Below are 26,620 nucleotides of genomic sequence, written 5' to 3'. Positions count from 1 at the left end.
TTTTATAATTGCGACTTGGAATACAAAAAGAACCGTGTCTTTGCTCCCAAGTCATACGACCTAGGGGCGTCAGAAACGCGGTTCCACCCTAATTTATTACTTCATTGTATTTTACTTTACTCAGCTCTTCGCTAAGAGAAAGCGCCACTTGCTTACTTTGCCCTACTTGGCTTTCACTATCCCAAGCTCGCTAGAAAAACGCCATAAGCCTTTCTTTCTTGTCAGTATTATAGCAGAAATAGATAAACTTGTAAAATAGAATTCTAATTCTACTTCTCATCAATCCCCAATTCCTGACGAACATGGGCATGGGAATCCTCACGGAGTGTTTGATTGTCAATAATTGAGGCATCTCGAAGTTGTTCTGCCTTTTCCTTGTCCTGAGGCGTTAAATCTTGATCAGGATCATAAGCTTTCTCGACAATAGCTAAAAGATGATTTCGGATTTCTTTTTCCTTGCGAATCTTTGCTTTTTTACGATAACTTGCGACAACCAAGACAACCAGCATCAGTAATCCCATATAACCGATAATGGGATACATGACTGCGACCAATTGACGAAAACCCATAAAGGATACAAGGAAACCACTGAGAGAAAAAGCAGTCACAAAGAACTTGAACCGTTTCTCACTACCAGCTGCAAAGCGTTTGCCTAGAGCATAATAGAGACTAAAAACAGTATTGAAAATCAAACCAAAAATCACGAAAGCATAGAGGGTTGCAAAGATAGGATTCACTTCCTTAGCAATAGCCAACATAGGCACATCTGACTTGACGACCTTGTCACTATTAGCAAAAAGAATCAGGGTCGTGATAAAGAAAATCACACTAACCATGAAGCCACCCCAGGCACCACTCTTTTCAGCTTCATTAATTTTGAAAATGGAGCCCCCCATAACGAAGGCCATAGCGATGGCAGACATAACACAAACAGCAAAATAATTGACGACAGACATCCAAACGCTTGAAAAGGGGGATTGAATAGTTTGTGAAATCCTATTCATCTCCGCAAAATCCCAGTGGCGCCCTAAAACATTGGTCATAAAGATAACAGCAATCATTACCAAAATCATAGGGGTAAAGACTCCGATAACTCCGATGATTTTTTTGAAATCTAAAAAGCTGACCACAATAGTCAAGGCCGTACAGAGAAAAGCTCCTACCCAAAATGGCATGCCAAATTGTTGATTCAAATTGGCTCCTGCACCAGCCGTCATCACAAAACCAAAGATAAAGCAAGTGATAATGAGCGCAATATCCAAAATGCGATATATAACAGGATGACTAATTTCAGCAAGAACGACCGAATGATCGTCCGATTGATAATAGCTTCCCAGAGCAATCATCAAACGGCCAAAACCAACATGTAGAACTCCTAGGACAATAACACCTATCAGACCCCAGGCTCCAAAGCTGACAAAATACTGCAAGAGGTCCTGTCCTGAAGATACTCCTGCGCCAATCATTACACCGACATAGGCCAGAGCAATGCTCCAAATACGTTTTGACATATTACCTCCTGTAAAAATAAAAAAGTATTTCTATTTTACACCTTTACTGTTACAATTCTGTAAAAAATAAGAAAAAACAGCACCTTTATATAAAAGCACTGCTTAGACCATTACTTTTCCCAAGCTTTACGACCATCGATAAAAGTTGCTTGTAACTCCAAAGAGTCATCTAAAACGATGAAATCGGCTGCTAGGCCAGCTTTAAGACTACCACAAACATTTTCAAGACCAACAGATTTAGCTGGAACATGACTCGCCATTTGTAAAGCTTGAGCAACCGTCACCAGACCCCAATCAACGACGTGCTTGACACCATCTTTAAGTTGTAGGATAGAACCAGCCAGGTTACCACCTTCCTTAAGGCGTGCCGTGCCATTTTCCACAATAACAGGAAGCTCACCCAGCATATAGTCGCCATCAGGACGTCCTCCTGCAGACATACAGTCTGTAATCAGGGCAACATTTTGAGGCGTCTTCTGCTTGATAAGGACGCTACAGGCAGCTGGTAGAACATGGTGCCCATCCGCAATCAATTCACCAATAGTATCTGGACTATCAAAGGCTGCACCAACCATACCAGGCTCACGGTGACTAAAGCCACGCATCCCATTGTAAACGTGAACCCAGACTGAAGCACCAGCTTCCACTGCTGCCACGGCTTCTTCATAAGTAGCATTGGAATGTCCCAAGGCAATTGTCACACCTTGTTTAGTCGCTTCTTTAATAAAACCAGCCACTCCTTCACGCTCAGGAGCCAAGGCCAATTTGATTAACTTTCCTTGAGCCGCTTCTTGCCAGACTTGCAACTGTTCAAGGCTTGGATTGCCCATGTATTTTGGATTTTGAGCACCCTTGTAGGTTTCAGTGAAATAAGGCCCTTCAAAGAAGAGGCCTTGAATTTTTGCGCCTCTTTCCTTACCAGCTGTCTCAGCTGTCGTTTGACAAATAGCCTTCAACTCCTCAAATGGTGCGGTCAAGGCTGTCGGCAAGAAAGAGGTCACGCCTGCTGAAAGTAAGGCCTGACTCATACCTAAGAGGCTTTCCGCCGAATTGTCCATAACATCATAACCCGCAAAGCCGTGAATGTGGGTGTCCACAAGACCAGGAGCAATTTGATAGTCACTGTAATCTAGCACCTCTGCACCTTCTGGCACCTTTTTTGTCCACTCAGCAAAACGACCATCTGTGACTGCCAAGTAGCCACCTTCTTTGACCTTATGATCAAAATAAAATCGTTTGGCTGCAATATAATAAGTCATAGTACTACCTCTCATCAATTTTCTATGTTCTCAATACGCCTTCATTATATCAAAAAAAGCCGAGAAATGTTCTCGACTTTCCATATTAAATCACACCTTCTGTAACCTTTTCAACAAGGTTAATGGCATGGTCTGCAATACGTGTGTAATGCGATAAGTAATCAACATAGTTGATACCTGCCTGCGCAGTACATTCACCATTATTAAGACGTTTGGTATGAATCTTACGCAATTGTTTTGCAAGTTTTTCCAACTCTTCATGACGGAGGATAACTTGACCAGCAAGCACCTTATCATCGTCCACAACGACACGAATACTGTCAAGTGTAATACGATGAGTGCGGTTATAGACATCCGCAAGTTCCGCCTTGGCTATTTCAGAGAATTCAATTCCCTTGCTATGAATGTGTTGTGAAAGACTAGCACTAGCGACTGCAAGGTCACCAATACGTTCCAAGTCACGAACAGAATCCAGGACACTTGCCAAGATTTCATTTTCAGAAACACTAAGTGACTCGTTAGAAATATCAATCAAGTAAGTTGTCAACTCTTCGTCAATACTATTAACAGCTGTTTCAAATTTTTCAACCTTGTCAAAGTATTTTTCATCTCCCTTATCAAAGAAAGCATATGAAGCTTCCAAAGACTGGATAGCATATGACGCCAAATGCACCAATTCTTTCTTGGCATTACCAAGGGCAATGGCTGGTGCTTGCGTGATAAGCAAACGGTCCAAATAAAGTGCTTTGTACTTATTAACTTCGTCCTCACCAGGGATGATCTTAGTTACCAAGTAAGCTAAAACTCCGATGAATGGGAACTGAACAATAGTATTGGCAATGTTGAAAGTACCGTGAGCAAAGGCAATTGTCATCTCTGGTGTCAAACCAAGTACAGACTTGAACCATTGAATTAAAGCTGTGAATGGCACCAAAAGAATCAAACACAAGACCGTTCCAATGACATTAAAGAGTACATGAGCTCCTGCTACACGTTTAGCCGCAATGTTGGAACCAAGAGCCGCAAGAACCGCTGTTATAGTTGTTCCGATATTGTCCCCGAAGAGGATTGGAAGGGCACCTTGCAAATCAAGCAAGCCACCTGAATAAAGGCTCTGAAGAATACCAATGGTAGCTGCCGAAGACTGAATCAACATGGTCAAACCAGCACCAATGATGACTCCCATGATTGGGCGGTCACCTAAAGTTGCCAAGTAGTCTTTAAAGGCTGTGACGGACTTCAAAGGCTCTACCGCATCTCCCATCAGGTTAAGGGCAAAGAAGATTCCACCCACACCAAACAAGATACGACCTAGGTTGTTGAGCTTCTTATTACTTGTAAAGAAGAGAAGCGCCGCACCAATGAAAAGCACCGGAAGGGCATAATCACCTAGCTTGAAACCAATCATGAAGGAAGTTACGGTTGTCCCGATATTTGCCCCCATGACAATTCCAATAGCTTGACGAAGACTCAAAAGTCCTGCCGAAACCAGACCTACGACGATAACGGTTACCCCTGAACTTGACTGAATCAAGGCCGTCATGACAATACCAATCAAGACCCCTAAAAAAGGATTACTGGTATACTTATCGATGTAATAGCGTAACTTATCACCGGCTGCCTGTTGAAGACCATCCCCCATGTACTTAATACTGAAAAGGAAGAGTCCCAAACCACCGAGGAAAGAAAACACAATATCTTGCCAATTTACTGACACATTTTTGTCCTCATTATTCAAAAATTTTCGGTAAAACCGACCTTTCTATTGTATCTATTTATTAGGGAATAAACAAGGCTTTTCCTCAAAATAATAGAAAGAAACCAATAAAATCTGACCTTCTTAGATATCTCATTTAACTCTCAAGTTCATGATGTCTAATACCACTATTACTCATATCAGAAATCCATCAAGGCCCGTCTCGAATATACTGCTTTTTTCTTTGATACTTGTCACCAGGTTTCAAGCAAAGGCAATCGAAAAACATTACTAGCAGTGTTTTGAAAATTCCATAAATGAAAACTACCATAGCAGTACCATCATCCGTTGGCGATGTTTTTTCAGTTACTACTACATCTTTCGGGACTTATAAATAACCGATAAATATTCTTGAAATAAATCCTTCTTTCTTGTGATATAATAAAGGCAAAAATTGGAAGTGACATCATGACAATCTACCTTCTAGCACAAGTATTCTCAGCCATCGGAGCTCTCTGTGTCGCCATATCCTCTTTTGCAAAATCAAAAAATAAGATGCTCGTCTGGCAAATTACCGACTACATTTTCACTGCCACTGCCAACCTCTTATTGGGTGGCTATACTGGGGCTTTAACCATCAGTATTTCCATCATTCGAAATAGCCTGATGGTCAAAAAGAAGATGACCAAGACTATCTTGACCATCCTCATCATTATTCAAATCATCGTAGGATCCTATCTCAATCAGCTTGGACTTATTGGCTATTTGCCAATCATCTCTTCAGTCTCTTATAGTCTAGCCATTGCCATCACACGAAACCTTCAGTGGCTTCGCTGGGTCATTATTGAGAATATGTTACTCTGGCTAATATACGATTTGACCATTAAGGCTTATCCCGCTGCCATCACTGATATTACCATCACGCTAACCACTCTCATTGCCATTATCCGAAATCGAAAAACCTTTAGCAGATAGAAGCTAAAGGTCTTTTTCTTATAAAGCCCAAGTACGAATAGCGTGGGCCACACCTGCCTGGTCATTTGTCAAGGTTACATATTTACTCAAAGACTTGATGTCATCACTAGCATTTCCCATGGCGACGCTCTGACCAACAAATTCAAGCATTTCAATATCATTGGCCGCATCTCCCAAAGCCATAATCTGTTCGGGATCAATCCCCAACTTTTCAGCTAAATGCTTCAGTCCACTAGCCTTGGTTGCTCCTTGTGGCATAATTTCAAAGATATAGTCTTGACTGCGAACCGTACTATAGTGCTGACTAAGACTTTCTTCCATGGCATTTTGGAAGTCATCAAGCGGTTTAGATTCCGCCATATACATGGCTTCAAAAATGACCTGACCTTCCGCAAAAATTTCTTCCAAAGATTTGGCCTCAGCCACCATATAGACTGTCCCAGCATCATAGGCAACTAAATCAGGCACTTCATTACCAACAACATAGTAGGTTTTTTCACCTGTCAAGGTTAGAGTTACATCTGGAAAATCCTTACTCACTTGAAAAAGGTCTTCCAACTCCGTATGAGATAAGCTTTCATGTTGAAGCAGGGTCCAATTTTTAGTTTCATAGGTCGAACAACCGTTGTTCATGATAATATACTCTTCTTCACTAAGACCCAATTTTTCAAAATGGGGAACAATGCCTGAACGTGGACGACCCGTACAAAGGACAATCTTAATACCTGCCGCAGCGGCTTCCTGAATAGCCTGAATGTTTTCTACAGGTATCTCTTTTTGACTGTCTAAGAGTGTACCATCCATATCAATGGCAATGAGTTTCACTTGGTTCTGATTCATATTCTTCTTATTCTCCTTTGACTCTAATAAGTGTCATAAATAGTTAACTGATATTGTTCAATGATGCTGTTCAACTTATCACCATAAGTCGTGTCAGTGGCATAAACGCCTGTTAGGGCCGCTGTTGCATCTTTATAGCTTCTCGTTTTGGAGCGGTGCACTCCCACATAGTAGCTTCCCTCGAGAAAGTCCACATAGTCCTGCAGCGAATTCTCAACGGAGCCATAGGAACGAAAGGCAGCATCGATATGGTAGGGATTTCCCTTACCATCATCCTCCCAGGTCGGTAGCGTTACACTTTGACCATTGTATTCTCCTTTAATTCCAAAGAAATTGTAGGAAGGCTTTTGACTTAATTGTGACTGTCCCGAGTCCGATTCTAGGATGGCCTGGGCAATCATGACTGAGGCATAAAGATCGTTTTTCGCTGCTAAATAGCGTGAAGTCTCTCCAATCTCAGCAATAAAAGCAACTGTCGTCTCATCTGTAGATGTCATATTCTTTTCCATTGTCAACTTTGGAAAATTCAAACTAGCTAGAAGCCCAAGCAAAGCAAGTAAGCCAATAATGATCAGGCTCCATTTCTGTAAAACTCTAGGAAAAAGCAGAAAAGACTTCTTTTTCTTCTTAGTCTTCTTAAATTTAGCTTTCGACCTGCTTTTCTTTTTTCCTTTTGCCAATCAGTCACCCCCTTCATCCTTAATAATCTATTTTAGTATACCAAAAATCAACAAAAAAGGCCCAAACCAACTGGTTTAAGCCCTAATCCAATATGACATTAAATAGCGTCTCCACCCCGCTCGCCAGTACGAATACGAATGACATCATCAATAGGAACAATAAAAATCTTCCCATCACCGACTTCACCCGTCGCCACAGCACCACGAATAGCATCAACAACCTCATCAACTGCCAGGTCTTTGACTACTATTTCCACCTTAACCTTGGCCAATAAGGTTGGAACAATCCGTTGTCCACGAACGAACTCCGCAAAGCCACGTTGGGTTCCATACCCCAAGACCTGACTTACAGTCATTCCCTTGGCTAAACCACTACCAGTCAAGGCATTTTTCAAATCTTCCAATTTGTCCGAACGAATAATCGCTTCTATTTTTTTCATCAGTATCCTCCTACGAATCCATACCCATAAAGGTTGGATAAGCTGTTTCCTTGTGTTCACAATCATCAAGACCAATAGCTTCATCACGGTCACTGACACGTAAAGGCATATAACGGGCAATGACTTTTATGATACCATAGGTTACCATCCCCGACCAAGTAGCTGTGAAAATAATGGCCAAAACTGTCACCAAAAACAAACGTGCATTCCCATAGATGAGTCCAACATTAGCCTTATTTAGGGCTAGATTTGGTGTTGTAAAAATAGCTGTAACCAAACCACCAAAGATACCTCCGACACCGTGGCAACCAAAAGCATCCAAAGCATCATCGTAGGCAAAGCGTTTTTTCAAGACAGAAATGGCATAGAAACAAACCGGACTAACCATAGCTCCAATTAGAATGGCACTCCAGATGGAAACGAAACCAGCTCCAGGTGTGATGGCAACAAGTCCGGCTACTAAACCAGTCGAACCACCGACCAAGGATGGATGACCTGTCACATATTTTTCAAGAGCTAGCCATGAAAACATGGCAGCTGCTGCAGAAACATGTGTGGTCACAAGAGCATGAACTGCTAAGCCATTGGCTGCTAGGGCTGAGCCTGCATTGAAACCAAACCAGCCAAACCACAGGAGACCCGCTCCCAACAGAACAAAAGGAACATTATGAGGACGGTGCTCTAAGATGCCATAGTCACGACGTTTCCCAACAACAATTGCCAAAACCAAGGCTGAAACACCAGAAGTAATGTGGACCACATCACCACCCGCAAAGTCAATTGTTCCCCACTTGGCAAGAATTCCGTCTCCCCATACCATATGTGCAAAAGGATAATAGACCAAAAGTAGCCAAAAGACTACGAAAATAGCTAAAGGGGTAAAGCGCATACGCCCCACTACTGAACCTGTCAAAATCGCCACACAGATAATGGAAAACATCATCTGAAAAGCCGCAAATAAGAGATCAGGAATGGCTAGACCACGACTTGAAGCCGTTTCAGAGACACCGTGTAAAAAGAGATGACTAATATTCCCAAAGAAATAGCCATGCCCCCCAAAAGAAAGTGAATAACCAGCAACAACCCACAAGAGGGAAGCAATTGCTAAGGGAAGAACAGACATCATCATGGTATTAATGACATTTTTTCGACGCCCAAGGCCACCATAGAAGAAGGCCAAAGCTGGTGTCATCAGGCACACCATGGCTGAACATATCAATATAAAGGCACTACTACCTGTATCCATGAAACCACTCCAATCCAAAGGAATTATTTTTTATGTTAGATAATATAACACAAAAATAAAGAGTCTACAAGTTTATTTATGGAATTTTTTGATAATTCTTTCTTTTCTGACATCTTATGTCGCCACAAAAAAAGAGCTTCTTAGACCCCATGAAAGAGATTATAAAGCTCTTGTCTATTTAGTTTTCGCTCTTTGGCAACCGTTTTTATAGCTTGATTAGGCTTCATACCGGAAGCAATTAAAGCTTCAACAGCCTCAATTGGAGTAACATCTGATGTCAGGTTTTCTTCCCTTTCTTCATCCGATGCACCAGCTACAATCAGCAAACATTCCCCCTTGAGAGGATTGATTGCAATATAATCCAAAATTTCGGAGATGCTACCTCGCTGGTATTCTTCGTAAAGCTTGGTCAGTTCTCGAACTAGAGTCAGCTGACGATTGCCATAAACCTCACGCATATTTTCAAGAGTATCAGCTACACGATAAGGTGACTCATAGAAAATCTGCGTCTCAGGATAAGACAGCTTTTCCTTGAAGAAATCAAGCTGCTGACCCTTTTTACGAGGAAGAAAACCATAAAAAATATGAGGTTGAGGTGCCAAACCACTGGCAATCAAGGCTGTAATCCCAGCTGATGCACCAGGTAAAGCCACCACAGGAATATCCTCAGCAATAGCAGCTTTAACCAAATCATGTCCAGGATCAGAAATGGAAGGCATACCAGCATCTGAGACCTGAGCCAGGGAAAGCCCTGACTTCAAGCGCTCCAATAAATCCGGAATTTTCTCATAAGCATTATGCTCGTGAAAAGAATACTGCTTAGTCTCAATCTCAAAATGTTTGAGTAATAGCCCCGTATTGCGCGTGTCCTCCGCACAAATAAGATCGACATCTTTGAGAGTTTGAACGCTGCGAAAGGTCATATCCTGTAAATTTCCAATAGGAGTTGGGACAAGATAGAGGGTACCATAATGAGACTGCCCCTTAAAACTCTTTTGAACCTGCATCTTTAATCTCCGTACAACAATTCCGCACAGAAGCCACAGGCTTCATTATTATCACGACGTTGACCATAAAAATCTGGGCAAATATGGAAGCCATCATCATAAATCGCCTCGAGATTAACCTTACCATGAGACATTTTCGTGCCCGTTTCTTCTTGAACCACTTGACTCAAGTGCTCACGCAACTTGTCGTTTTCCAACTTAAGAGCTGTATTTTCATCAAGAATGCCTGAGAAGTTCGCCTTAATTGCCTCAACTTCTGCCAACATAGACATCAAATTTTGTGATAATTCCTCAAATTTATCATACAATTCACGCTTTTCCATTTAGCTGAACTTCCTCCACTCCATAGGTTAGGGGAGCACGCCCCTTATCAAATGCAACCTTAATAGTCCTTGCAATCACGTCAATAGCAACAACATGCCCTTTGCCATCCTTGGTTTCAATTTCATCACCTAAATCAGGATAACTCGCCTTACTATCTCTGTAAAAGTCATCTTCATAACTGAGACAACACATGAGACGCCCACAAAGACCGTTCATCTTACCAGAATTTAAGGACAAACTCTGATTTTTAGCCATTTTAATAGATACTGGTGGGAATTCGCCCAAAAAACTAGAGCAACACAGGGCACGCCCACAAGGTCCTAAGCCACCATAAATTTTCGATTCCTCACGACTCGAAATTTGGTGGAGCTCAATACGTGTTTTAAAATAAGCTGCCAAATCCTTTAGTAACTGACGGAAATCCACTCGCTTTTCAGCCACAAAATTAATCAGCACATAAGAACCATTTAAAGGAAAGACGATATCAACCACCTTCATCTCCAGCTGATTTTGAAGAATTAAGTCAGCCACTACAGCCATACTCTTTTCAGCCTTCAAAAGGTTGTCATTATATCTAGCAAAGTCCCCCTCTTCAGCTAGTCTTTCAACCCGATTCAGATCATTAGGTAGACTGACCTCAGGAAAATCAGTATTCTCCACGACCACCTGAGCCAAACGCTTGTCCTTTTTTTCCAAAACGACCACAAAGTCATCTTTGGCGTAGTGTCTATCTGGAATGACGTATTCTACCATTCCATTTTCTTCAAATTTGATTCCAATGACCTCTGTCATGATAATACCATATACTCCAATGCATTTTGAAAGCTGACATTGGCTAGCCACATGTTACGGGCCTCATAAACCAATTCAAGCCATCGTCTTGCTTTTGGATTTTGTATATCCTTCCCCAATTGATAAGTTAAGAAACCCCAAACCATTTCTTGCTCTGATTTTTCACCACACTGAACAGCCAATTTTGCAAGATCCAAATAAAGCAAATCTTGATTAGCCAGCAAGGACTGTGTCAAACGCTCCACTACATTAATCAAATCAAGAGCCTTATTATCCTTAGCCAAGTGCAAAGCTTGAGCTTCATCCTTGGCAAAGTCTGCCAAGACCTTAGCTTGACTAAGTAACAGACCTTCCCTCTGTAACAAGTCCTCCAAATAGGCCCGATTCTTAGGAAAATAAAAGAGTTGCGCTCGACTTTTAATCGTCGGTAAGATACGACTATCATCAGCCGTCAAGAGAAAAATGTAAATCTGACTCTGGGGCTCCTCAATAAACTTCAAAAGACTATTGGCCGCATTGACATGCATCTTATCTGCATCACGAATGATAAAAACCTGAGCCTGTCCTTCAAAACTTGATTGACTAAACTCTCTGGTCAACTGCCGAATCGTATCTGTCTTAATAAGTTGCCCTTGAGGTTCCACCAATTTAACATCCGAAAACTCCCCTTGTGCAATCAAGCGACAGGGACGACAGTTACCGCAAGGTAAACCATCTTCAGGCGTCAGACAAAAACGACTCTGTGCCAGCCAAATAGCCATATCGAAACTTCCGAAATCACCCGAGAATAGATAGGCATGACTCAAACGATTTTCTCTGATAATTTGTAAAAATTCTTCGAACAGCTTGCTCTGACTTTCAGCTAACTTCATTTTGCTCCTTACAAATAGCTCTTGATAATTTGCCAAGCATCCTCTATCACTTTATCAAAGGGTTGCGAAGCATCAATCAACTTGATCCGTTCTGGTTCGACCATAGCCAAGTCTAAATAACCTTTACGAACACGTTGATGCATATCAAGCTTTTCCAAATCCAAACGATTAACTTCACGCTCACCATTTGCTGCAATACGTTTCAAGCCAGTTTCGGAATCCACATCAAACAACAAAGTGACATCAGGCTTATGACCATCCGTCGCATAGGCATTTAACCAAGCAATCTCAGTCTGATCCAAGCCACGACCAGCACCTTGATAGGCAACCGATGAATCAATAAAACGATCCATGATAACCATATTGCCTTTTTCTAGCTCTGGAAGAACCTTTTCGACCAGATGTTGACGACGGGCAGCTATATAGAGCAAGAGCTCTGTCTTAGCATCCATAGCCGTATTATCTACATCCAAAATAACCTCACGGATTTGCTCTGCAATAGCCACTCCACCTGGCTCACGTGTCGTTATAACCTGACCAGGGTAAACTTCTTTTAAACGAGGTAAGAGTGCCTCTAAAACTGAGGTCTTCCCAGCCCCATCTGGCCCTTCGATTGAGATTAATAACCCTTTTGACATGATACTTCCTTTATTTTTTATTATCTTCTATTTTATCAAATTTTAGCTTAAATGAACATTACCAAAATTATTATAGAGCTTTGAAAACTATATTAAAAAAGAAGTCCATAAAGACTCCCATTACACATCTCGAATGCTTCAAACCATGCCGATTGCAGGGATCGAACCTGTGACCTACGCGTTACGAGTGCGTTGCTCTACCAACTGAGCTAAATCGGCTAACACAGTCATTTTAGCACTCTCTCCCAAAATGTCAAGCGCCATGTAATATCACATCACATTGACATGAAAAAGAACTCGGACTAGCCAAGTTCTTTCGTTTCTTACAATGATTTATATAGTTGACTTGCATTTTCAACAGTGAAACCATACTCCTTAAAGATACGGTCGCCAGGTGCTGAGGCACCCCAAGTATCGATAGTAAGTGTTTTGCCTGCAAGACCAACGTATTTGCCCCAACCAAAGCTAGTTCCAGCTTCAATAGCCAAACGTTTTGTCACAGCAGCTGGAAGGACTTCTTCTTTATAAGCAGCATCTTGTTCATCAAAGAGATTTTGTGATGGCATAGATACGACACGAACATGAATACCTTCAGCTTCAAGAGCAGCTTGTGTATCAAGAGCCAATTTCACCTCAGAACCAGTGGCAATGATGATACCATCAAGATTACCTTTAGCTTCTGATATGATATAAGCTCCTTTATTGACACCAGCTTCAGCATTTTCAGCTGTACCATCAAGGACTGGCAAGTTTTGACGTGTCAAGACAAGCATTGTTGGACGTTCAGTCTCAGCCAAAGCACGTTTCCATGCAGCATTAGTTTCATTACCATCTGCAGGACGGATAACGTTAAGGTTAGGCATTGAACGCACACTTGCCAATTGTTCGATTGGTTCATGAGTAGGTCCATCTTCACCAACTGCTACTGAGTCGTGTGTCATTACATAAGTTACTGGCAGGTTTTGAAGAGCTGCCATACGTACCGCTGGAAGCAAGTAGTTTGAGAAGACGAAGAAAGTACCACCATAAACACGAGTACCACCATGAAGAGCAATACCATTCATCGCTGCAGCCATAGCAAATTCACGCACACCAAACCAGATATTACGTCCAGCATAGTTGTCTGCTTGGAAATCAGACTCAGCCTTAACCATGGTATTGTTTGAAGCTGAAAGGTCTGCAGAACCACCCCAGAATGAAGGAACTTGTTCAGAAATTTGTTGGATAGCTTGTTGGCTTGACACACGACTAGCTACAGCTGTGCCAAGTTCATGAGCGTTCAATTCAACAGTTGCTGACTCATTTGCAAAAGCAGCCTTGTATTCAGCAGCTAACTCTGGGTAGGCAACTTCATATTCAGCAAATTTAGTTTGCCAAGCATTTTCAGCAGCTTCACCACGGAACTTAATACCAGCTTGAAAACGACGAGCTACTTCGTCAGGAACAGTGAAGGCAGGTGCATCATAGCCGTACACGCTTTTGGCATGATCAATACCTTCTTGACCAATCGGTGCTCCGTGAACAGCTGACGTTCCTTGTCCTTCAGCTCCATAACCAATAATAGTTTTTACTTCGATGATAGACGGTTTATCTGTTTCTGCTTTAGCTTCTTCAATAGCTTTGGCAATGGCTTCCAAATCATTTCCATCTTTAACGAGAATGTGTTGCCAACCATAAGCTTCAAATTTAGCCTTAACGTCTTCAGTGAAAGCCATTGATGTTGGACCATCCAGTGAAATATCGTTTGAATCGTAAAGAAGAACCAATTTACCAAGTTTAAGGTGACCAGCAAGACTGGCAGCTTCTTGAGAAACACCTTCCATCAAACAGCCATCGCCATGTAGGGCATAAGTATAATGGTCAACAATATCAAAATCAGGTTTGTTGAATTTAGCAGCCAAATGCGCTTCAGCCATGGCCATACCAACAGCATTAGCAATCCCTTGACCAAGAGGTCCTGAAGTAGCTTCAACACCATCAGTATGATTAACTTCAGGGTGTCCTGGAGTCTTAGATTCCCATTGACGGAAGTTTTTCAAATCATCCATTGTCACCTTATAACCAGAAAGGTGCAATAAACTATAAAGCAAAGCAGAACCATGACCTGCAGAAAGGACAAAACGGTCACGGTTTGTCCAATTACGGCTAGTCTTTGGATTAACATTCATTACATGGTTCCAAAGTACGTAGGCCATTGGCGCTGCACCCATAGGAAGACCAGGGTGTCCTGAATTTGCGGCTTGAATAGCCTCAATTGAAAGCGAACGAATAGTGCTGACCGCCATTTGGTCAATAGCATCAAAAGTCATGATTTCTAATTCTCCTCTTCTTGGACAATGCAGAGCAAATAAACACTTAGGGTCTGTGCTCTAGTTATACTGCCTTTATTATAGCACATTATCTGACTATTTGGGCAATTCAATTCTATTTGAAAAGGCTTAAGTTCATTTATGACTAGACCTTATTTATCCGATTTACAAAGTGGCAGTTTTTGTATATGGATAGAATGACGTTTTGGAAACACGATTGAACTGATTATAAAAAATCAAAGATCCTTTAAGTGATAAATCAGTAGATAAATTGATTTTCAAGTTAAAAGCATAATGCTATCAATCATACTCCACCCGATACGAAATCCATAGCAACAGCGTGACTTTCCAAGACATAAGAAAAAGCCGAGGAAACCTCGACTTTATAAAAGATTATTTAACGAAGTCAAGCAATGCCAAGAAGCTATCAGCTTGAAGTGATGCACCACCTACAAGAGCTCCGTCTACATCTGGACAAGCCATGTATTCTGCAACGTTTTCAGGTTTAACTGAACCACCGTATTGAACACGTACTTTGTCAGCAACTTCTTGACCGAAGTCAGCAGCAACAACATCACGAACAACTTTACACATTTTTTGTGCATCGTCTTGTGAAGCTGATTTACCAGTACCGATAGCCCAGATTGGTTCGTAAGCGATAACTGTTGAAGCTACTTGTTCAGCAGTCAAACCAGCCAAAGCAGCTGAAACTTGAGCACCTACGAATTCTGCAGCTTTACCAGCTTCATAAGTTTCAAGTGTTTCACCACAACAAATGATTGGAAGCATGCCATTAGCAAAGATTGCTTTTGCTTTTTTGTTGATGTCTTCATCAGTTTCGTGGAAGTAGTCACGACGTTCTGAGTGACCGATAACAACATAGTCAGTACCGATTTCTTTCAAAACTTGTGGGCTAGTTTCACCAGTGAAGGCACCAGCATTTTCAAAGTAAGTGTTTTGCGCAGCAACTTTAAGGTTTGAACCTTTAGCAGCAGCAAGAACAGCTGTCAAGTCAACGGCAGGAGCCGCAATACCAGCTTCAACAAGATCAGATGAAGGAAGTTTTGATGCTACAGCTTCAACAAATGCTTTTGCTTCTTCTGGATTTTTGTTCATTTTCCAGTTACCAGCGATAAATGGTTTACGTGACATTTCACATACCTCTTCTTCTATTTATTTACAAGTTTATTCTATCACAAATCCCCTACTATTACTAGGATTTTAGGAAAATTCCGAAAACTATAGCCACTTCATACCGACTAATGACCTACAAAACTGCTTCTCTTCTAAGATACTTTCATAAAAAGAAGATCAAATAGGTAATTAAAAACCAAAAAGAGCCGAGTAAACTCGACTCTCTCAATTATTGTCTGACGAATAATTGTATTGGGAACTTAATATTAATTAAGCTTCGATTTCAGATACGATACCTGAACCAACAGTACGTCCACCTTCACGGATAGAGAATGTTGTACCTTGTTCAACGGCGATTGGGTGAATCAATTCAACATCGATAGTCACGTTATCACCAGGCATAACCATTTCAGTACCTGCAGGAAGTTCGATAGAACCTGTTACGTCAGTTGTACGGAAGTAGAACTGTGGACGGTAGTTGTTGAAGAATGGAGTGTGACGTCCACCTTCTTCTTTAGAAAGGATGTAAACTTCACCTTTGAATTTAGTGTGTGGGTGGATTGAACCAGGAGCAGCCAATACTTGACCACGTTCAATTTCATCACGTTGGATACCACGAAGAAGGACACCGACGTTATCACCGGCAATACCTTCGTCAAGTTGTTTACGGAACATTTCAACACCAGTAACAACTGCTTTTTGGATTTTTTCCTTGATACCAACGATTTCAACTTCGTCATTGACACGAACAACACCACGGTCAATACGTCCTGAAGCAACAGTACCACGACCAGTGATTGAGAATACATCTTCGACTGGAAGCAACAATGGTTTATCAGTGTCACGTTCTGGTTCTGGAATGTAATCGTCAACAGTATCCATCAATTCCATGATGATATCTTCGTATTTAGTATCACCTTCAAGAGCTTTAAGTGCTGAACCTTGGATAACTGGGATTTCATCACCTGGGAAATCGTATTCTGAAAGAAGGTCACGGATTTCCATTTCAACCAATTCAAGCAATTCTTCATCGTCAACCAAGTCAACTTTGTTCATGAAGACGATCAAGTGTTTAACACCAACCTGACGTGAAAGAAGGATGTGTTCACGTGTTTGTGGCATTGGTCCATCAGTAGAAGCTACTACAAGGATCGCACCGTCCATTTGAGCGGCACCAGTGATCATGTTTTTAACGTAGTCCGCGTGTCCTGGCGCATCGATGTGAGCGTAGTGACGTTTAGCAGTTTCGTACTCAACGTGTGCAGTGTTGATTGTGATACCGCGTTCGCGTTCTTCTGGAGCAGCGTCGATTGAAGCGTAGTCTTTTGGTGTGTTGACTGAGCTTGGAAGACGACGTGCCAAAACAGTTGTGATAGCAGCTGTCAAAGTAGTTTTACCGTGGTCAACGTGTCCAATTGTACCAATGTTAACGTGTGGTTTACTACGATCGTATTTTTCTTTTGCCATTTAGGAAAAGCCTCCAATAAAATATATTTTATAGATAGACAGTAGGCAATACAGTCTAACTTTACTCTACTATTCTATCAAAATGTCATAGAATTGCAAGTATTTTATATGGTTTTCAGATTTTCTTTTTATTTAGAAGCCATCATGAATTTTTCATTAAGAGATGATACTCTCGTACCATTACATTACTGACACCCTTATATCATCTATCTTCTTTACCTACATGCAAAAAGAAGCCGAACTTCAACGGCTTCTTCTTAGAGGTACTATTTTTTCGTCTTGTTTTTCTAATTCCTGTGTCTGGCTCAACTCTTCTTCAATGGCTTGAACAATATTGTCACGCTTTTCGTTAGCAGCAATATTCAAGACAAAAGCAATCCCGACTGATGTCACTAAAAGCGAGTTACCACCTTGTGAAAGGAAAGGGAAGGTAACCCCTGTGGATGGAATCAAACCTGAGATCCCTCCGATATTGACAAAAACCTGCATAAGCAAAAGGGATCCGACGCCAAGAGCCATCATAGAGTTAAATGGATTTCTAGCCTTAACCCCTACAATCATAATCCGAAGAATGAGGAAGAAAAGCAGAGCAAGGATTAAACCTGCACCAATAAGACCTAATTCTTCGATAACAATTGAAAAGACAAAGTCAGTTGTAGCTTCCGGTAGATAACCTGTTTTCTCAATTGAATTTCCGAGGCCAAGACCGAACCAACCCCCATTACTCATAGCATAATAAGAATGGGATAACTGAAGACCTGAACCTGTTAAATCCTTAAAAGGATTAAAATAGGCTGCAAAACGCTTGGCAACATAACCAAAGATTGGTACTTTGGACATGGTTTTTACCCCAACCAAAGCGATTAGTCCCAGAAATGCAGATGACAGACCAACAATACTAGCAAAAAGAGCTGTAAACCAGCGATACCCAACCCCTGAAATTGAGAACATAATGACCGTTGTTAATACAATAATGGCCGCATTCCCCAAGTCAGGTTGGATGGCAACTAAGCCAATCATAACCAATAAATAATACCGCCAGTCATTAAGTTGACTACGTTTTCTAGGGATCCATCTATTCTTAGTTAAGGCCTGATAATCATAGTGTTCTATCGCAGACTGTTTCTTTGAAAATGTGTGTGCTAAAAACCAAACTACAATAATCTTAAGGTACTCTGCTGGCTGGAATGACAAGGGACCAAGTACAATCCACCCATTAGCACCATTAATTTCTTTGGTAAAAAACTTAGCAACAACCAGAAGAAGAACTTCAAATAAAATAACGGTTCCTAAAACTTTATCTTTTCTGAGGAAATTCAATTTCAACCGATAGATGAAAAAGATAAAAAATAAGGACACTAGCCAAAAGACTCCTTGGTTGATGACGGATGCAAATGGGTTAGCACCAAAACTTACTAAACGAGCACTCGTCGTTGAATATACCACAATCAAACCGACTACGGACAAGATTAAATAAGGTATTAAGATGGTATAGTCCAAAAGATGCTTCTTTTCAATTTTCATATCTTAAAAAACTCATACTTTCTATTACGTCACTCTATAGTTTACAAAAAACACAAAGCTAACAGCTTATATTATAACACTTTGATACCTTAAACTAAAGCAAAAGCTTAATTAACCGTTTTCAAACATTAAATTTTTTCAAATCACCTTATAATAAAGCCTTTTTGATGCAACTCTTACTAATACAGCTCTATAGTCTTCAATCAACACCGCACTCTTTTAGCTCATATAAAAAAACGAGAACAAAGTCTCGTTTTCTTTACTCTTATTTAGTACCGACACTGATACGGTTAAGTGCTCTACGAAGAGCAACTTGAGCACGTTGAACTTCGTCAACACGATCAGATTTAGTTGCTTCTTCCAAGTCACGTTCGGCACGTTGCTTGGCACGTTCGGCACGAGAAACGTCAATGTCGCGTTCACGTTCAGCTGAATCGGCAACGATAGTAATGAGGTCATCTTTGACTTCAATAATACCACCATTTACGGCAATCCAGTCAACGTGGTTTTCATCATCCACACGACGAACCTTGAGTTCATCCACTTCAAGTGGTGCAATCAAGTTAATATGGCCTGGCAAAATACCAATTTGACCATCTTTAGTAACCGCATGGATAAAGTTGGCGTGGTGGTCGTATTTAAGACCATCTGGAGTTACCACTTGTACGGTCATTTGTGCCATATCTTCACCTCATTAGTAGCCCATTTCTTTAGCTTTGGCTACTACATCCTCAATTGGGCCTACGCTACGGAAGGCATCTTCAGGAAGATTGTCATACTTACCTTCAAGAATTTCTTTAAAGCTACGAACAGTTTCAGCAACTGGTACATAAGAACCTGGTTGACCTGTGAACTGTTCAGCAACGTTGAAGTTTTGTGACAAGAAGAATTGGATACGACGTGCACGTCCAACCAATGTCTTTTCTTCGTCTGACAATTCATCCATACCAAGGATAGCGATAATATCTTGCAATTCACGGTAACGTTGAAGCACACGTTGAACTTCAGTCGCAACAGCATAGTGTTCTTCACCAACAATTTCAGGTGAAAGGGCACGTGAACTTGATGCCAATGGGTCAACGGCTGGGTAGATACCCATTTGTGTCAACTTACGTTCAAGGTTGGTTGTTGAATCCAAGTGAGCAAATGCTGTAGCTGGCGCTGGGTCAGTATAGTCATCGGCTGGAACATAGATGGCTTGGATTGATGTAACAGAACCTTTTTTAGTTGATGTGATACGTTCTTGCAATTGACCCATTTCAGTAGCAAGTGTTGGTTGATAACCAACGGCTGATGGCATACGACCAAGAAGGGCAGAAACCTCAGAACCTGCTTGAGTGAAACGGAAGATGTTATCGATGAAGAGAAGCACGTCTTGACCTTCAACATCACGGAAGTATTCCGCAATTGTCAAACCAGTAAGGGCAACACGCATACGTGCTCCAGGTGGTTCATTCATTTGTCCAAAGACCATGGCTGTTTTCTCGATAACGCCTGATTCTTTCATTTCCCAGTAAAGGTCATTACCTTCACGTGTACGTTCACCAACACCTGTAAACACGGAAATACCACCGTGCTCTTGGGCGATGTTGTGAATCAACTCTTGAATAAGAACGGTTTTACCAACACCGGCACCACCGAAAAGTCCGACTTTACCACCTTTAAGGTAAGGGGCAAGTAAGTCGATAACTTTAATCCCTGTTTCAAGGATTTCAGTAGATGTTGACAATTCATCAAAGGTTGGTGCTTTCTTATGAATTGGTTCACGCTCTGCATCATCTGCAAAAGGTGCATCCAAGTCAATCGTATCACCAAGGACGTTAAAGACACGTCCAAGAGTATCCTTACCAACTGGAACACTGATTGGACGACCTGTGTCCAGAACTTCTAGTCCACGAGTCAATCCATCAGTAGATTCCATGGCAATGGTACGAACCACACCTTCTCCAAGTTCAAGAGCTACTTCGAGCACGATACGTTTAGACTTTTCTTCATCAGTGTAAACGACCAATGCATTGTTAATCTCAGGAAGCTTTTCACCAGCTGCAAACGCTACGTCTACAACAGGACCAACAACCTGAGCAATTTTGCCTGAGCTCATTGTTTTCTCCTTATGATAGTTTTCTGGATGACAATCATCCCTTTTTCTTGTATGTCAAATAAGACAAATCTTTAGCTATTCAAGTGCACTAGCACCACCAACAATTTCAGTGATTTCCTGAGTGATGGCAGCTTGACGCGCACGGTTGTATTGGATTGTCAAATCGTTAATCACATTCTTAGCATTATCAGTGGCAGTCTGCATTGCAGTCATACCAGCTGCATGCTCAGCTGTTTTGGCATCTACGATAGCACCGTAGATAAGACTCTCAGCATACTGCGGTAAGAGTTGATCCAAAATAGTATCACGATCTGGTTCCAACTCAAATTTGGTCAATACATGACCTTCAGATTCATTAGGATCCAAATCAGCAATAGGAAGCATTTGTTCCACACGAACTTCACTAGTCAAACTGTTGACGTGGTGGTTGTAACACACATAAAGTTCATCAAACAGTTCGTTTTGATACATTCCTACAGCTTTGGAAATGATTTTACCGACTTGATCAAAACTAGGTTGATCTTCAAGGCCTCGAAGTTCAAAAGCAACATTCATGTTACGGGCTTTGAAGAAATCAGACCCTGTTCCACCAATAGAAATGATAGCATATTCATCTTCAGAATCATGGTCACGCTTAATCATGTCCAAAACAGCTTTAAGAATTGTTGAATTGTAACCTCCAACCAATCCCTTATCTGAAGTAATGACAATGTAACCTGTCTTACGAACTGGACGTGCATCCAACATTGGATTTGACGAACCATTAATCAATTCTGAATGTAGAAGATCTGTTGTGATCTGTCTAATTTTTGAGGCATAGATTTGGAAATCTTTAGCAGCTTGCTCAGAACGTGTCAATTTTGAGGCAGAAACCATTTGCATGGCTCCTGTGATTTGACTCGTTTTCTTAGTTGAAGCAATTTTTGCTTGGATTTCTCTTAGAGAGCCTGCCATATGCTGTCCTCCCTATTTCTATTTGTATTCTGACTGATCTTTGAAAGCTTGGATAGCTTCATCAAGTACAGATTCCTCAGGAAGATCCTTAGTTTTACGGATAGTTTCAAAGACGTCTTCATGATGGCTATCAAAGTAGTCATAAAGTGCTTCTTCAAAATCCAAGATTTGATCAACCGGAACACTATCCAAGAAACCGTGTGTCAAAGCGTAAAGGATAACAACTTGTTTCTCAACTGGAAGTGGCTTATGAAGCGGTTGTTTCAAAACTTCGATTGTACGACGACCACGGTTCAATTTCGCTTGAGTCGCAGCATCCAAATCTGAACCAAATTGCGTAAAGGCTTCAAGTTCACGATATGAAGCCAAGTCAAGACGAAGCGTACCTGCAACCTTCTTCATCGCTTTGATTTGCGCTGATCCACCTACACGTGATACAGAAGAACCCGCATCAATGGCTGGACGAATACCTGAGTTAAACAAGTTTTCTTGCAAGAAGATTTGTCCATCTGTGATAGAAATAACATTTGTTGCGATGTAAGCTGAGATATCACCGGCTTGCGTTTGGATAATTGGCAAGGCAGTGATTGAACCACCACCAAGATCATCTGAAACCTTAGCTGAACGTTCCAAAAGACGTGAGTGGAGATAGAAGACATCCCCTGGATAAGCTTCACGACCTGGTGGACGACGGAGAAGCAATGAAAGTTCACGATAAGCCACGGCTTGTTTAGATAAATCATCATAAACAATCAAGACGTGTTTGCCATTATACATAAACTCTTCGGCCATTGCTACACCAGCGTAAGGCGCAATGTAAAGCAATGGTGATGGTTGTGATGCAGAGGCAGTCACAACGATTGTGTAATCAAGAGCACCATGTTTACGAAGCGTTTCTACTTGTGTACGGACAGTTGATTCTTTTTGACCAATAGCCACGTAGATACAGATCATATCTTGACCTTTTTGGTTCAAGATTGCATCAATGGCTACTGACGTTTTACCAGTTTGACGGTCCCCGATAACCAATTCACGTTGACCACGTCCAATTGGAACCAAGGCATCGATGGCCTTAAGACCAGTTTGCAATGGTTCAGAAACTGATTTACGTTGCATAACACCTGGAGCAGGTGTTTCAACTGGACGGAAACCTGTTGTTTCGATGTCACCAAGACCATCAACTGGTTGCCCAAGTGGGTTTACTACACGACCAATAAGGGCTTCACCAACTGGAACTTCCATGATTTTTCCAGTACGTTTAACAATATCGCCTTCACGAATTGCAACGAAATCCCCCAAGATAATGATACCAACATCATTAGTTTCAAGGTTTTGGGCCATACCATAGGCACCATTTTCAAATTCGAGCAACTCACCACTCATGGCATTATCAAGACCACGAGCACGTGCGATACCGTCACCGATATAGGTAACGACACCAGTTTCAGTGACGTCAAAGTTTGGCTGGAAGTTTTCAATTTGCTTTTTAATTAAAGCGCTAATTTCTTGTGCGTTAATTGCCAAAAGTCACACCACTTTCTATTTCAAATTCGTTTTAAAGGCTTGCAATTGACTACGAATTGACGTGTCAACAACCTTATTTTTTGCTTTGATGACGAATCCTCCGATGAGGTTCTCATCAATATTTTCTACTAAACGACGTGTCTTAATCTCAAATTTTTGTGAAACAATCGCCAAAAGTCGTGCTTTTTGGTCTTCAGACAAGGGACTTGCTGAGGTCACAGTGACATCGTAAGTGTTGTCTTCTTGATCAAAGAGCTTAAGGACCAACTTCAACACATCATAGAGAATGTTAGCTCGGTCATTAAGTAAGATTACCTCAAGAAAGTTGTTCATATATACTGAACAAGACTCTTGAAACAAACTCAAACTTTCTTTCTTAGCCTCGCTTGTCACATTTTCCTGTGACAAGAAGGTTTTTAGTTTTGTTTCAGCAAAAACGGTTAGGATTTGCCTTACTTCTTCTTGGATTGTTGACACGGCGTCTTGTTCAAAAGCGACTTCTACCAGACTTCTGGCATACTGCTCAACAAGAGCTTGTGTTTTCTTATCCATTAAGCATCTCCTAATTGATCAAGATAGCTATCAATCAAGTCAGATTGCGCTTTGGCATCAAGGTTTTGTTTCATAACTTTTTCTGCCAAGAGGACAGTCAAGTCTGCTACTTCACCTTTAACACCAGCAAGTGCTTCCACACGACTTTGAGCAATGTCTTGATTAGCTTTATCTTTTAAGCGTTTAGCTTCATCATGTGCTTCTGCAATGATTTTTGATTCTTGAGTTTTACCAGTTTCCTTGGCCCCATCAATAATTTGAGCTGCTTCTGTGCGAGCACCAGCTAACTCATCTTGACGTTTTTGTGCCAAGCTTTCTGCTTCTTGACGAGCATTTTCAGCACTATCAATATCTGTGGCAATTTTCTTTTCACGAGCAGCAAAGATTCCTGTAATTTGATCCCATGCGAATTTACGAATGAGGTAATACAAGAGAAAAACAGAGCCGAGCGTAATAATGATATTACCAAGTGTCGTACTATTAATCAGTAATGACATTTAATTTCTCCCTTTCTTAATTATTCTTCGTTGACTTTATCACCAATGTAGTTTGAACTTAGGATAATAAAGACATAGGCTTGAATGAAACCGATAAAGGTTGAAAAGGCAACCCAGACAAGGTTCAAAGCAAAGGATACAGGTGCCGCAAAAGCAGACCATGTTACCAATTGAAGAATCAAGCCAGTTAGTACCTCACCAGAATAAATGTTACCAAACAAACGCAAAGCCAATGACGCAAGGTTGGTTAATTGTTCCAAAATGTTCATTGGGAGCATTGCCGGATATGGTGAAAGGTAGCCTTTGAGATAGCCTTTAAACCCTTTTTTACGAATCCCCTCAATATGACTAATGAGGGTAACAATCAAAGAAAGAGTGATAGTAACACCGAAATTCGATGTTGGAGAAGACCAAAAATTGTAATGCTCACTTTTAACAGATACAAGCAGACCTATGTTGTTTGCTGTAAACACAAAGGTGAAAATTACAAACAAGAGCAAACTATAATTCTTCGTGAACTTTCCAAGATTTTGAGAAATGGTACTGTTCACAAATTCATAGATAAACTCAAGTACATTTTGTTTTCCCTTTGGTTTAATAGACATCTTACGACTTGCCCAAAAAACCACTCCAAAAACGATAATTACTGTCAAGAGAGACATGGCAAGGACAGTCAAGTCAAAATCAATCCCAAATACTGAGACGGTTGGATTACTTGTAGTTTCCAATGCTCATCCCTCCTTCATCTTTTAATTTGTCTATTTGACAATGTAGCTAAGGGCAAACAGTACGAAGAAAGTACCTTCGATAAAGGCAACACCAGTAAACATCAATGTTTGAAGTTTGCTAAACATCTCAGGTTGGCGAGCTGCAGCTTTAGCGATATTGGCAACGAGGATACCCTCACCGATAGATACACCCATAACGGCCAAACCGAGGCCTAAGATAGTTAAACTCATAGTAGAATTCTCCTTTTAAATTTTTTTACCCTGTTATTTTAGTCCTATTTTCTGCGAAAGTCAACGAATTACTGGTTTTTTAGACGTTTTCACTGACTTTGCCTAACGTTTTCATTTTACCTATGTAAGTGTTTGCCTTTTTAATGAAACTTCATCTGTTATTTCAAAAAAAGCCTAACCACAGTGGGCTAGACTTCTTGGGAGATTATATGAAGAAAAGAAAGATTCACTGTCTGACTTAAAGCCAAGGACTGTGAGTGCTACTGAACCAAGTTCAGCGATACTTATTAGGATGGCTATAGTATAGCTTGGGTTGCTTAAAGAAAGCTGAAGGGATATTTGAATTGTTTAACTAATAAGTCTGACGAGCATATTTATCAAACTCATTGGCGTGCACCACTCTGAAGCCATTGGTCTGTTCAAATTACAATTCAGCCTCCCCAAAAGCTGAAAAAAGGCAACAAGCTAATACTTCTCAGGTTGGTTCGGTCTTACAGAATTTAACAAGTAATAACTTGCTTTCTAAATATTCAATTTCTCTCTCAAATCTCTTAACTTACTTCTGTGTGTATCTAAATCATTTTCAAATATTTTTATCCTAGAATCTTCATTAGATACAATATAGAAGCATTTTTTCCTATGATCAAATGCTTCCCTAACATGTGCTAAAGCATTTCGAATCTTTCTTTGTTCATCCCACAATGTTTGAATATCTTTAGGAATGTTTTCTTTTGTACAAAAATAACCTATCTGTTCTTCATAACTGCCGGATATTCCTTTTTTCCTTAAATGATATTCGATCTCAGCATGTTCACACATATACATTCCTCGAATAGCGTTTAATTCGTCCCATCTTGCTAATCCAATATCTATAGACTCTTTAAATTTCTGTTTAACATGTTCAATCGTATACTTATCATCTGTCGCAATAGATATAAATGAAAAATTAGTAAAAAGATTAACGTTACTCTCATCTTTTAATTTTTCAATAACTTTTTGAGAGATTGTTGAATACTCATTTCGAGAATACAATACAAAAAATCGCTTATAATTTTTTGATTTTCTTACTTCTACTAAATAATCTAATCCTTTTTCAGCTTCTGTTCCTCCCCCTAAATCAAAGTCAGAAATAAAAAAGTCATATCGTTCTTCCCCACCTCTTATCGTCAATAAGCGTTTTGCTTCACTAATATTAGTAACAACTTTGATATTAGGTTGATATCCCTTAGATTCTATGTGTTCTTCTACTGCTTTAACTCTACTTTCATGAGGTCTCTTATTTGCACCTCTTATAGAATCTTCTAACCAAATCACTCTCA

The 26,620-nt window shown here is 40.7% G+C and carries 26 protein-coding genes, 1 tRNA gene and 1 pseudogene; 1 reads left to right on the top strand and 27 read right to left on the bottom strand.

Annotated elements, in window-relative coordinates:
- Window positions 1-269 precede the first annotated feature (269 nt).
- The 3 genes from HMPREF0848_RS00710 to HMPREF0848_RS00700 all read right to left on the bottom strand — a co-directional run bounded on the left by HMPREF0848_RS00710 (window position 270) and on the right by HMPREF0848_RS00700 (window position 4,487).
- Complete coding sequence (locus tag HMPREF0848_RS00710) at window positions 270-1,511, bottom strand: YkvI family membrane protein (protein ID WP_008533982.1); 1,242 nt, start codon at window positions 1,509-1,511, stop codon at window positions 270-272.
- 110 nt (window positions 1,512-1,621) lie between these two features.
- Entirely contained in the window at window positions 1,622-2,770 is a 1,149-nt protein-coding gene (gene nagA / locus HMPREF0848_RS00705) for an N-acetylglucosamine-6-phosphate deacetylase (protein ID WP_037608713.1), read from the bottom strand.
- Window positions 2,771-2,855: 85 nt separating this feature from the next.
- Window positions 2,856-4,487: a Na/Pi cotransporter family protein gene (locus HMPREF0848_RS00700; protein WP_002887590.1), complete on the bottom strand. Its 1,632-nt coding sequence runs from the start codon at window positions 4,485-4,487 to the stop codon at window positions 2,856-2,858.
- A gap of 447 nt (window positions 4,488-4,934) precedes the next feature.
- On the opposite strand from HMPREF0848_RS00700, the gene HMPREF0848_RS00695 reads away from it, so the two are divergent.
- Window positions 4,935-5,441 carry a YgjV family protein gene (locus HMPREF0848_RS00695; RefSeq protein ID WP_008533980.1) on the top strand — a complete coding sequence of 169 codons (507 nt, stop codon included), beginning with the start codon at window positions 4,935-4,937 and terminating at the stop codon, window positions 5,439-5,441.
- Between the two features lie 18 nt (window positions 5,442-5,459).
- Here the strand turns inward: HMPREF0848_RS00695 and HMPREF0848_RS00690 are convergent, their stop codons facing one another.
- The 24 genes and pseudogenes from HMPREF0848_RS00690 to HMPREF0848_RS00580 form a co-directional block, all read right to left on the bottom strand.
- Window positions 5,460-6,281, bottom strand: coding sequence for a Cof-type HAD-IIB family hydrolase (locus HMPREF0848_RS00690; protein ID WP_008533979.1), 822 nt, complete (start codon window positions 6,279-6,281; stop codon window positions 5,460-5,462).
- Between the two features lie 23 nt (window positions 6,282-6,304).
- A complete protein-coding gene (locus tag HMPREF0848_RS00685) occupies window positions 6,305-6,961 on the bottom strand; it encodes a glycoside hydrolase family 73 protein (RefSeq protein ID WP_008533977.1) in 657 nt (218 codons plus the stop codon).
- 98 nt (window positions 6,962-7,059) lie between these two features.
- On the bottom strand, window positions 7,060-7,401 hold the full coding sequence (locus HMPREF0848_RS00680) for a P-II family nitrogen regulator (protein WP_021152223.1): 342 nt from the start codon (window positions 7,399-7,401) through the stop codon (window positions 7,060-7,062).
- Window positions 7,402-7,411: 10 nt separating this feature from the next.
- Window positions 7,412-8,647, bottom strand: a complete 1,236-nt coding sequence (locus HMPREF0848_RS00675; protein WP_008533975.1) for an ammonium transporter — start codon at window positions 8,645-8,647, stop codon at window positions 7,412-7,414.
- Between the two features lie 140 nt (window positions 8,648-8,787).
- Complete coding sequence (gene rsmI / locus HMPREF0848_RS00670) at window positions 8,788-9,654, bottom strand: 16S rRNA (cytidine(1402)-2'-O)-methyltransferase (protein ID WP_008533974.1); 867 nt, start codon at window positions 9,652-9,654, stop codon at window positions 8,788-8,790.
- Window positions 9,655-9,656: 2 nt separating this feature from the next.
- Window positions 9,657-9,977: a DNA replication initiation control protein YabA gene (gene yabA, locus HMPREF0848_RS00665; protein WP_002887582.1), complete on the bottom strand. Its 321-nt coding sequence runs from the start codon at window positions 9,975-9,977 to the stop codon at window positions 9,657-9,659.
- Window positions 9,964-10,770 (bottom strand): regulatory iron-sulfur-containing complex subunit RicT, encoded by an 807-nt coding sequence (ricT, locus tag HMPREF0848_RS00660; protein WP_008533970.1) that lies wholly within the window; start codon window positions 10,768-10,770, stop codon window positions 9,964-9,966. Before ricT ends, yabA begins: the two co-directional genes overlap by 14 nt.
- On the bottom strand, window positions 10,767-11,642 hold the full coding sequence (locus tag HMPREF0848_RS00655; protein ID WP_008533969.1) for a DNA polymerase III subunit delta': 876 nt from the start codon (window positions 11,640-11,642) through the stop codon (window positions 10,767-10,769). The genes ricT and HMPREF0848_RS00655 overlap by 4 nt, the downstream gene beginning before the upstream one ends.
- A gap of 8 nt (window positions 11,643-11,650) precedes the next feature.
- A complete protein-coding gene (gene tmk / locus HMPREF0848_RS00650) occupies window positions 11,651-12,280 on the bottom strand; it encodes a dTMP kinase (protein WP_008533968.1) in 630 nt (209 codons plus the stop codon).
- Window positions 12,281-12,426: 146 nt separating this feature from the next.
- Window positions 12,427-12,499 (bottom strand) — tRNA-Thr (locus tag HMPREF0848_RS00645).
- Window positions 12,500-12,603: 104 nt separating this feature from the next.
- Window positions 12,604-14,589, bottom strand: a complete 1,986-nt coding sequence (gene tkt / locus HMPREF0848_RS00640) for a transketolase (protein WP_008533967.1) — start codon at window positions 14,587-14,589, stop codon at window positions 12,604-12,606.
- Between the two features lie 393 nt (window positions 14,590-14,982).
- Window positions 14,983-15,741: a triose-phosphate isomerase gene (tpiA, locus tag HMPREF0848_RS00635; protein ID WP_002887577.1), complete on the bottom strand. Its 759-nt coding sequence runs from the start codon at window positions 15,739-15,741 to the stop codon at window positions 14,983-14,985.
- A gap of 252 nt (window positions 15,742-15,993) precedes the next feature.
- Window positions 15,994-17,190, bottom strand: coding sequence for an elongation factor Tu (gene tuf, locus HMPREF0848_RS00630; RefSeq protein WP_002887576.1), 1,197 nt, complete (start codon window positions 17,188-17,190; stop codon window positions 15,994-15,996).
- 243 nt (window positions 17,191-17,433) lie between these two features.
- Window positions 17,434-18,714 (bottom strand): cell division peptidoglycan polymerase FtsW, encoded by a 1,281-nt coding sequence (gene ftsW, locus HMPREF0848_RS00625; protein WP_008533966.1) that lies wholly within the window; start codon window positions 18,712-18,714, stop codon window positions 17,434-17,436.
- Between the two features lie 265 nt (window positions 18,715-18,979).
- Window positions 18,980-19,396, bottom strand: coding sequence for a F0F1 ATP synthase subunit epsilon (locus HMPREF0848_RS00620; RefSeq protein WP_002887575.1), 417 nt, complete (start codon window positions 19,394-19,396; stop codon window positions 18,980-18,982).
- 12 nt (window positions 19,397-19,408) lie between these two features.
- Window positions 19,409-20,815 carry a F0F1 ATP synthase subunit beta gene (gene atpD, locus HMPREF0848_RS00615; protein WP_002887574.1) on the bottom strand — a complete coding sequence of 469 codons (1,407 nt, stop codon included), beginning with the start codon at window positions 20,813-20,815 and terminating at the stop codon, window positions 19,409-19,411.
- Between the two features lie 75 nt (window positions 20,816-20,890).
- A complete protein-coding gene (locus HMPREF0848_RS00610; protein WP_002887573.1) occupies window positions 20,891-21,769 on the bottom strand; it encodes a F0F1 ATP synthase subunit gamma in 879 nt (292 codons plus the stop codon).
- Between the two features lie 18 nt (window positions 21,770-21,787).
- Complete coding sequence (gene atpA / locus HMPREF0848_RS00605; RefSeq protein WP_008533963.1) at window positions 21,788-23,293, bottom strand: F0F1 ATP synthase subunit alpha; 1,506 nt, start codon at window positions 23,291-23,293, stop codon at window positions 21,788-21,790.
- A 15-nt stretch (window positions 23,294-23,308) separates the two neighbouring features.
- The gene (locus HMPREF0848_RS00600) at window positions 23,309-23,845 is read right to left on the bottom strand and encodes a F0F1 ATP synthase subunit delta (RefSeq protein ID WP_008533962.1); all 537 of its coding nucleotides are present in this window, start codon (window positions 23,843-23,845) and stop codon (window positions 23,309-23,311) included.
- The gene (gene atpF, locus HMPREF0848_RS00595; protein ID WP_002887571.1) at window positions 23,845-24,342 is read right to left on the bottom strand and encodes a F0F1 ATP synthase subunit B; all 498 of its coding nucleotides are present in this window, start codon (window positions 24,340-24,342) and stop codon (window positions 23,845-23,847) included. The genes HMPREF0848_RS00600 and atpF overlap by 1 nt, the downstream gene beginning before the upstream one ends.
- 20 nt (window positions 24,343-24,362) lie before the next feature.
- Window positions 24,363-25,070 (bottom strand): F0F1 ATP synthase subunit A, encoded by a 708-nt coding sequence (atpB, locus tag HMPREF0848_RS00590; RefSeq protein WP_002887570.1) that lies wholly within the window; start codon window positions 25,068-25,070, stop codon window positions 24,363-24,365.
- 30 nt (window positions 25,071-25,100) lie between these two features.
- Window positions 25,101-25,301, bottom strand: coding sequence for a F0F1 ATP synthase subunit C (locus HMPREF0848_RS00585; protein ID WP_008533960.1), 201 nt, complete (start codon window positions 25,299-25,301; stop codon window positions 25,101-25,103).
- A gap of 355 nt (window positions 25,302-25,656) precedes the next feature.
- Window positions 25,657-25,808: pseudogene (locus HMPREF0848_RS10780) on the bottom strand (DNA (cytosine-5-)-methyltransferase); the annotation flags it as partial.
- A 15-nt stretch (window positions 25,809-25,823) separates the two neighbouring features.
- On the bottom strand, window positions 25,824-26,615 hold the full coding sequence (locus HMPREF0848_RS00580) for a hypothetical protein (RefSeq protein ID WP_232203271.1): 792 nt from the start codon (window positions 26,613-26,615) through the stop codon (window positions 25,824-25,826).
- Window positions 26,616-26,620: the final 5 nt, after the last annotated feature.

It is taken from the genome of Streptococcus sp. C150 (assembly GCF_000187445.1).
In the GTDB taxonomy this organism is placed as follows: Bacteria; Bacillota; Bacilli; order Lactobacillales; family Streptococcaceae; genus Streptococcus; species Streptococcus raffinosi.
The sequence above is the reverse complement of the archived record's forward strand: the minus strand, read 5'-3'. Positions and strand labels throughout refer to the sequence as shown.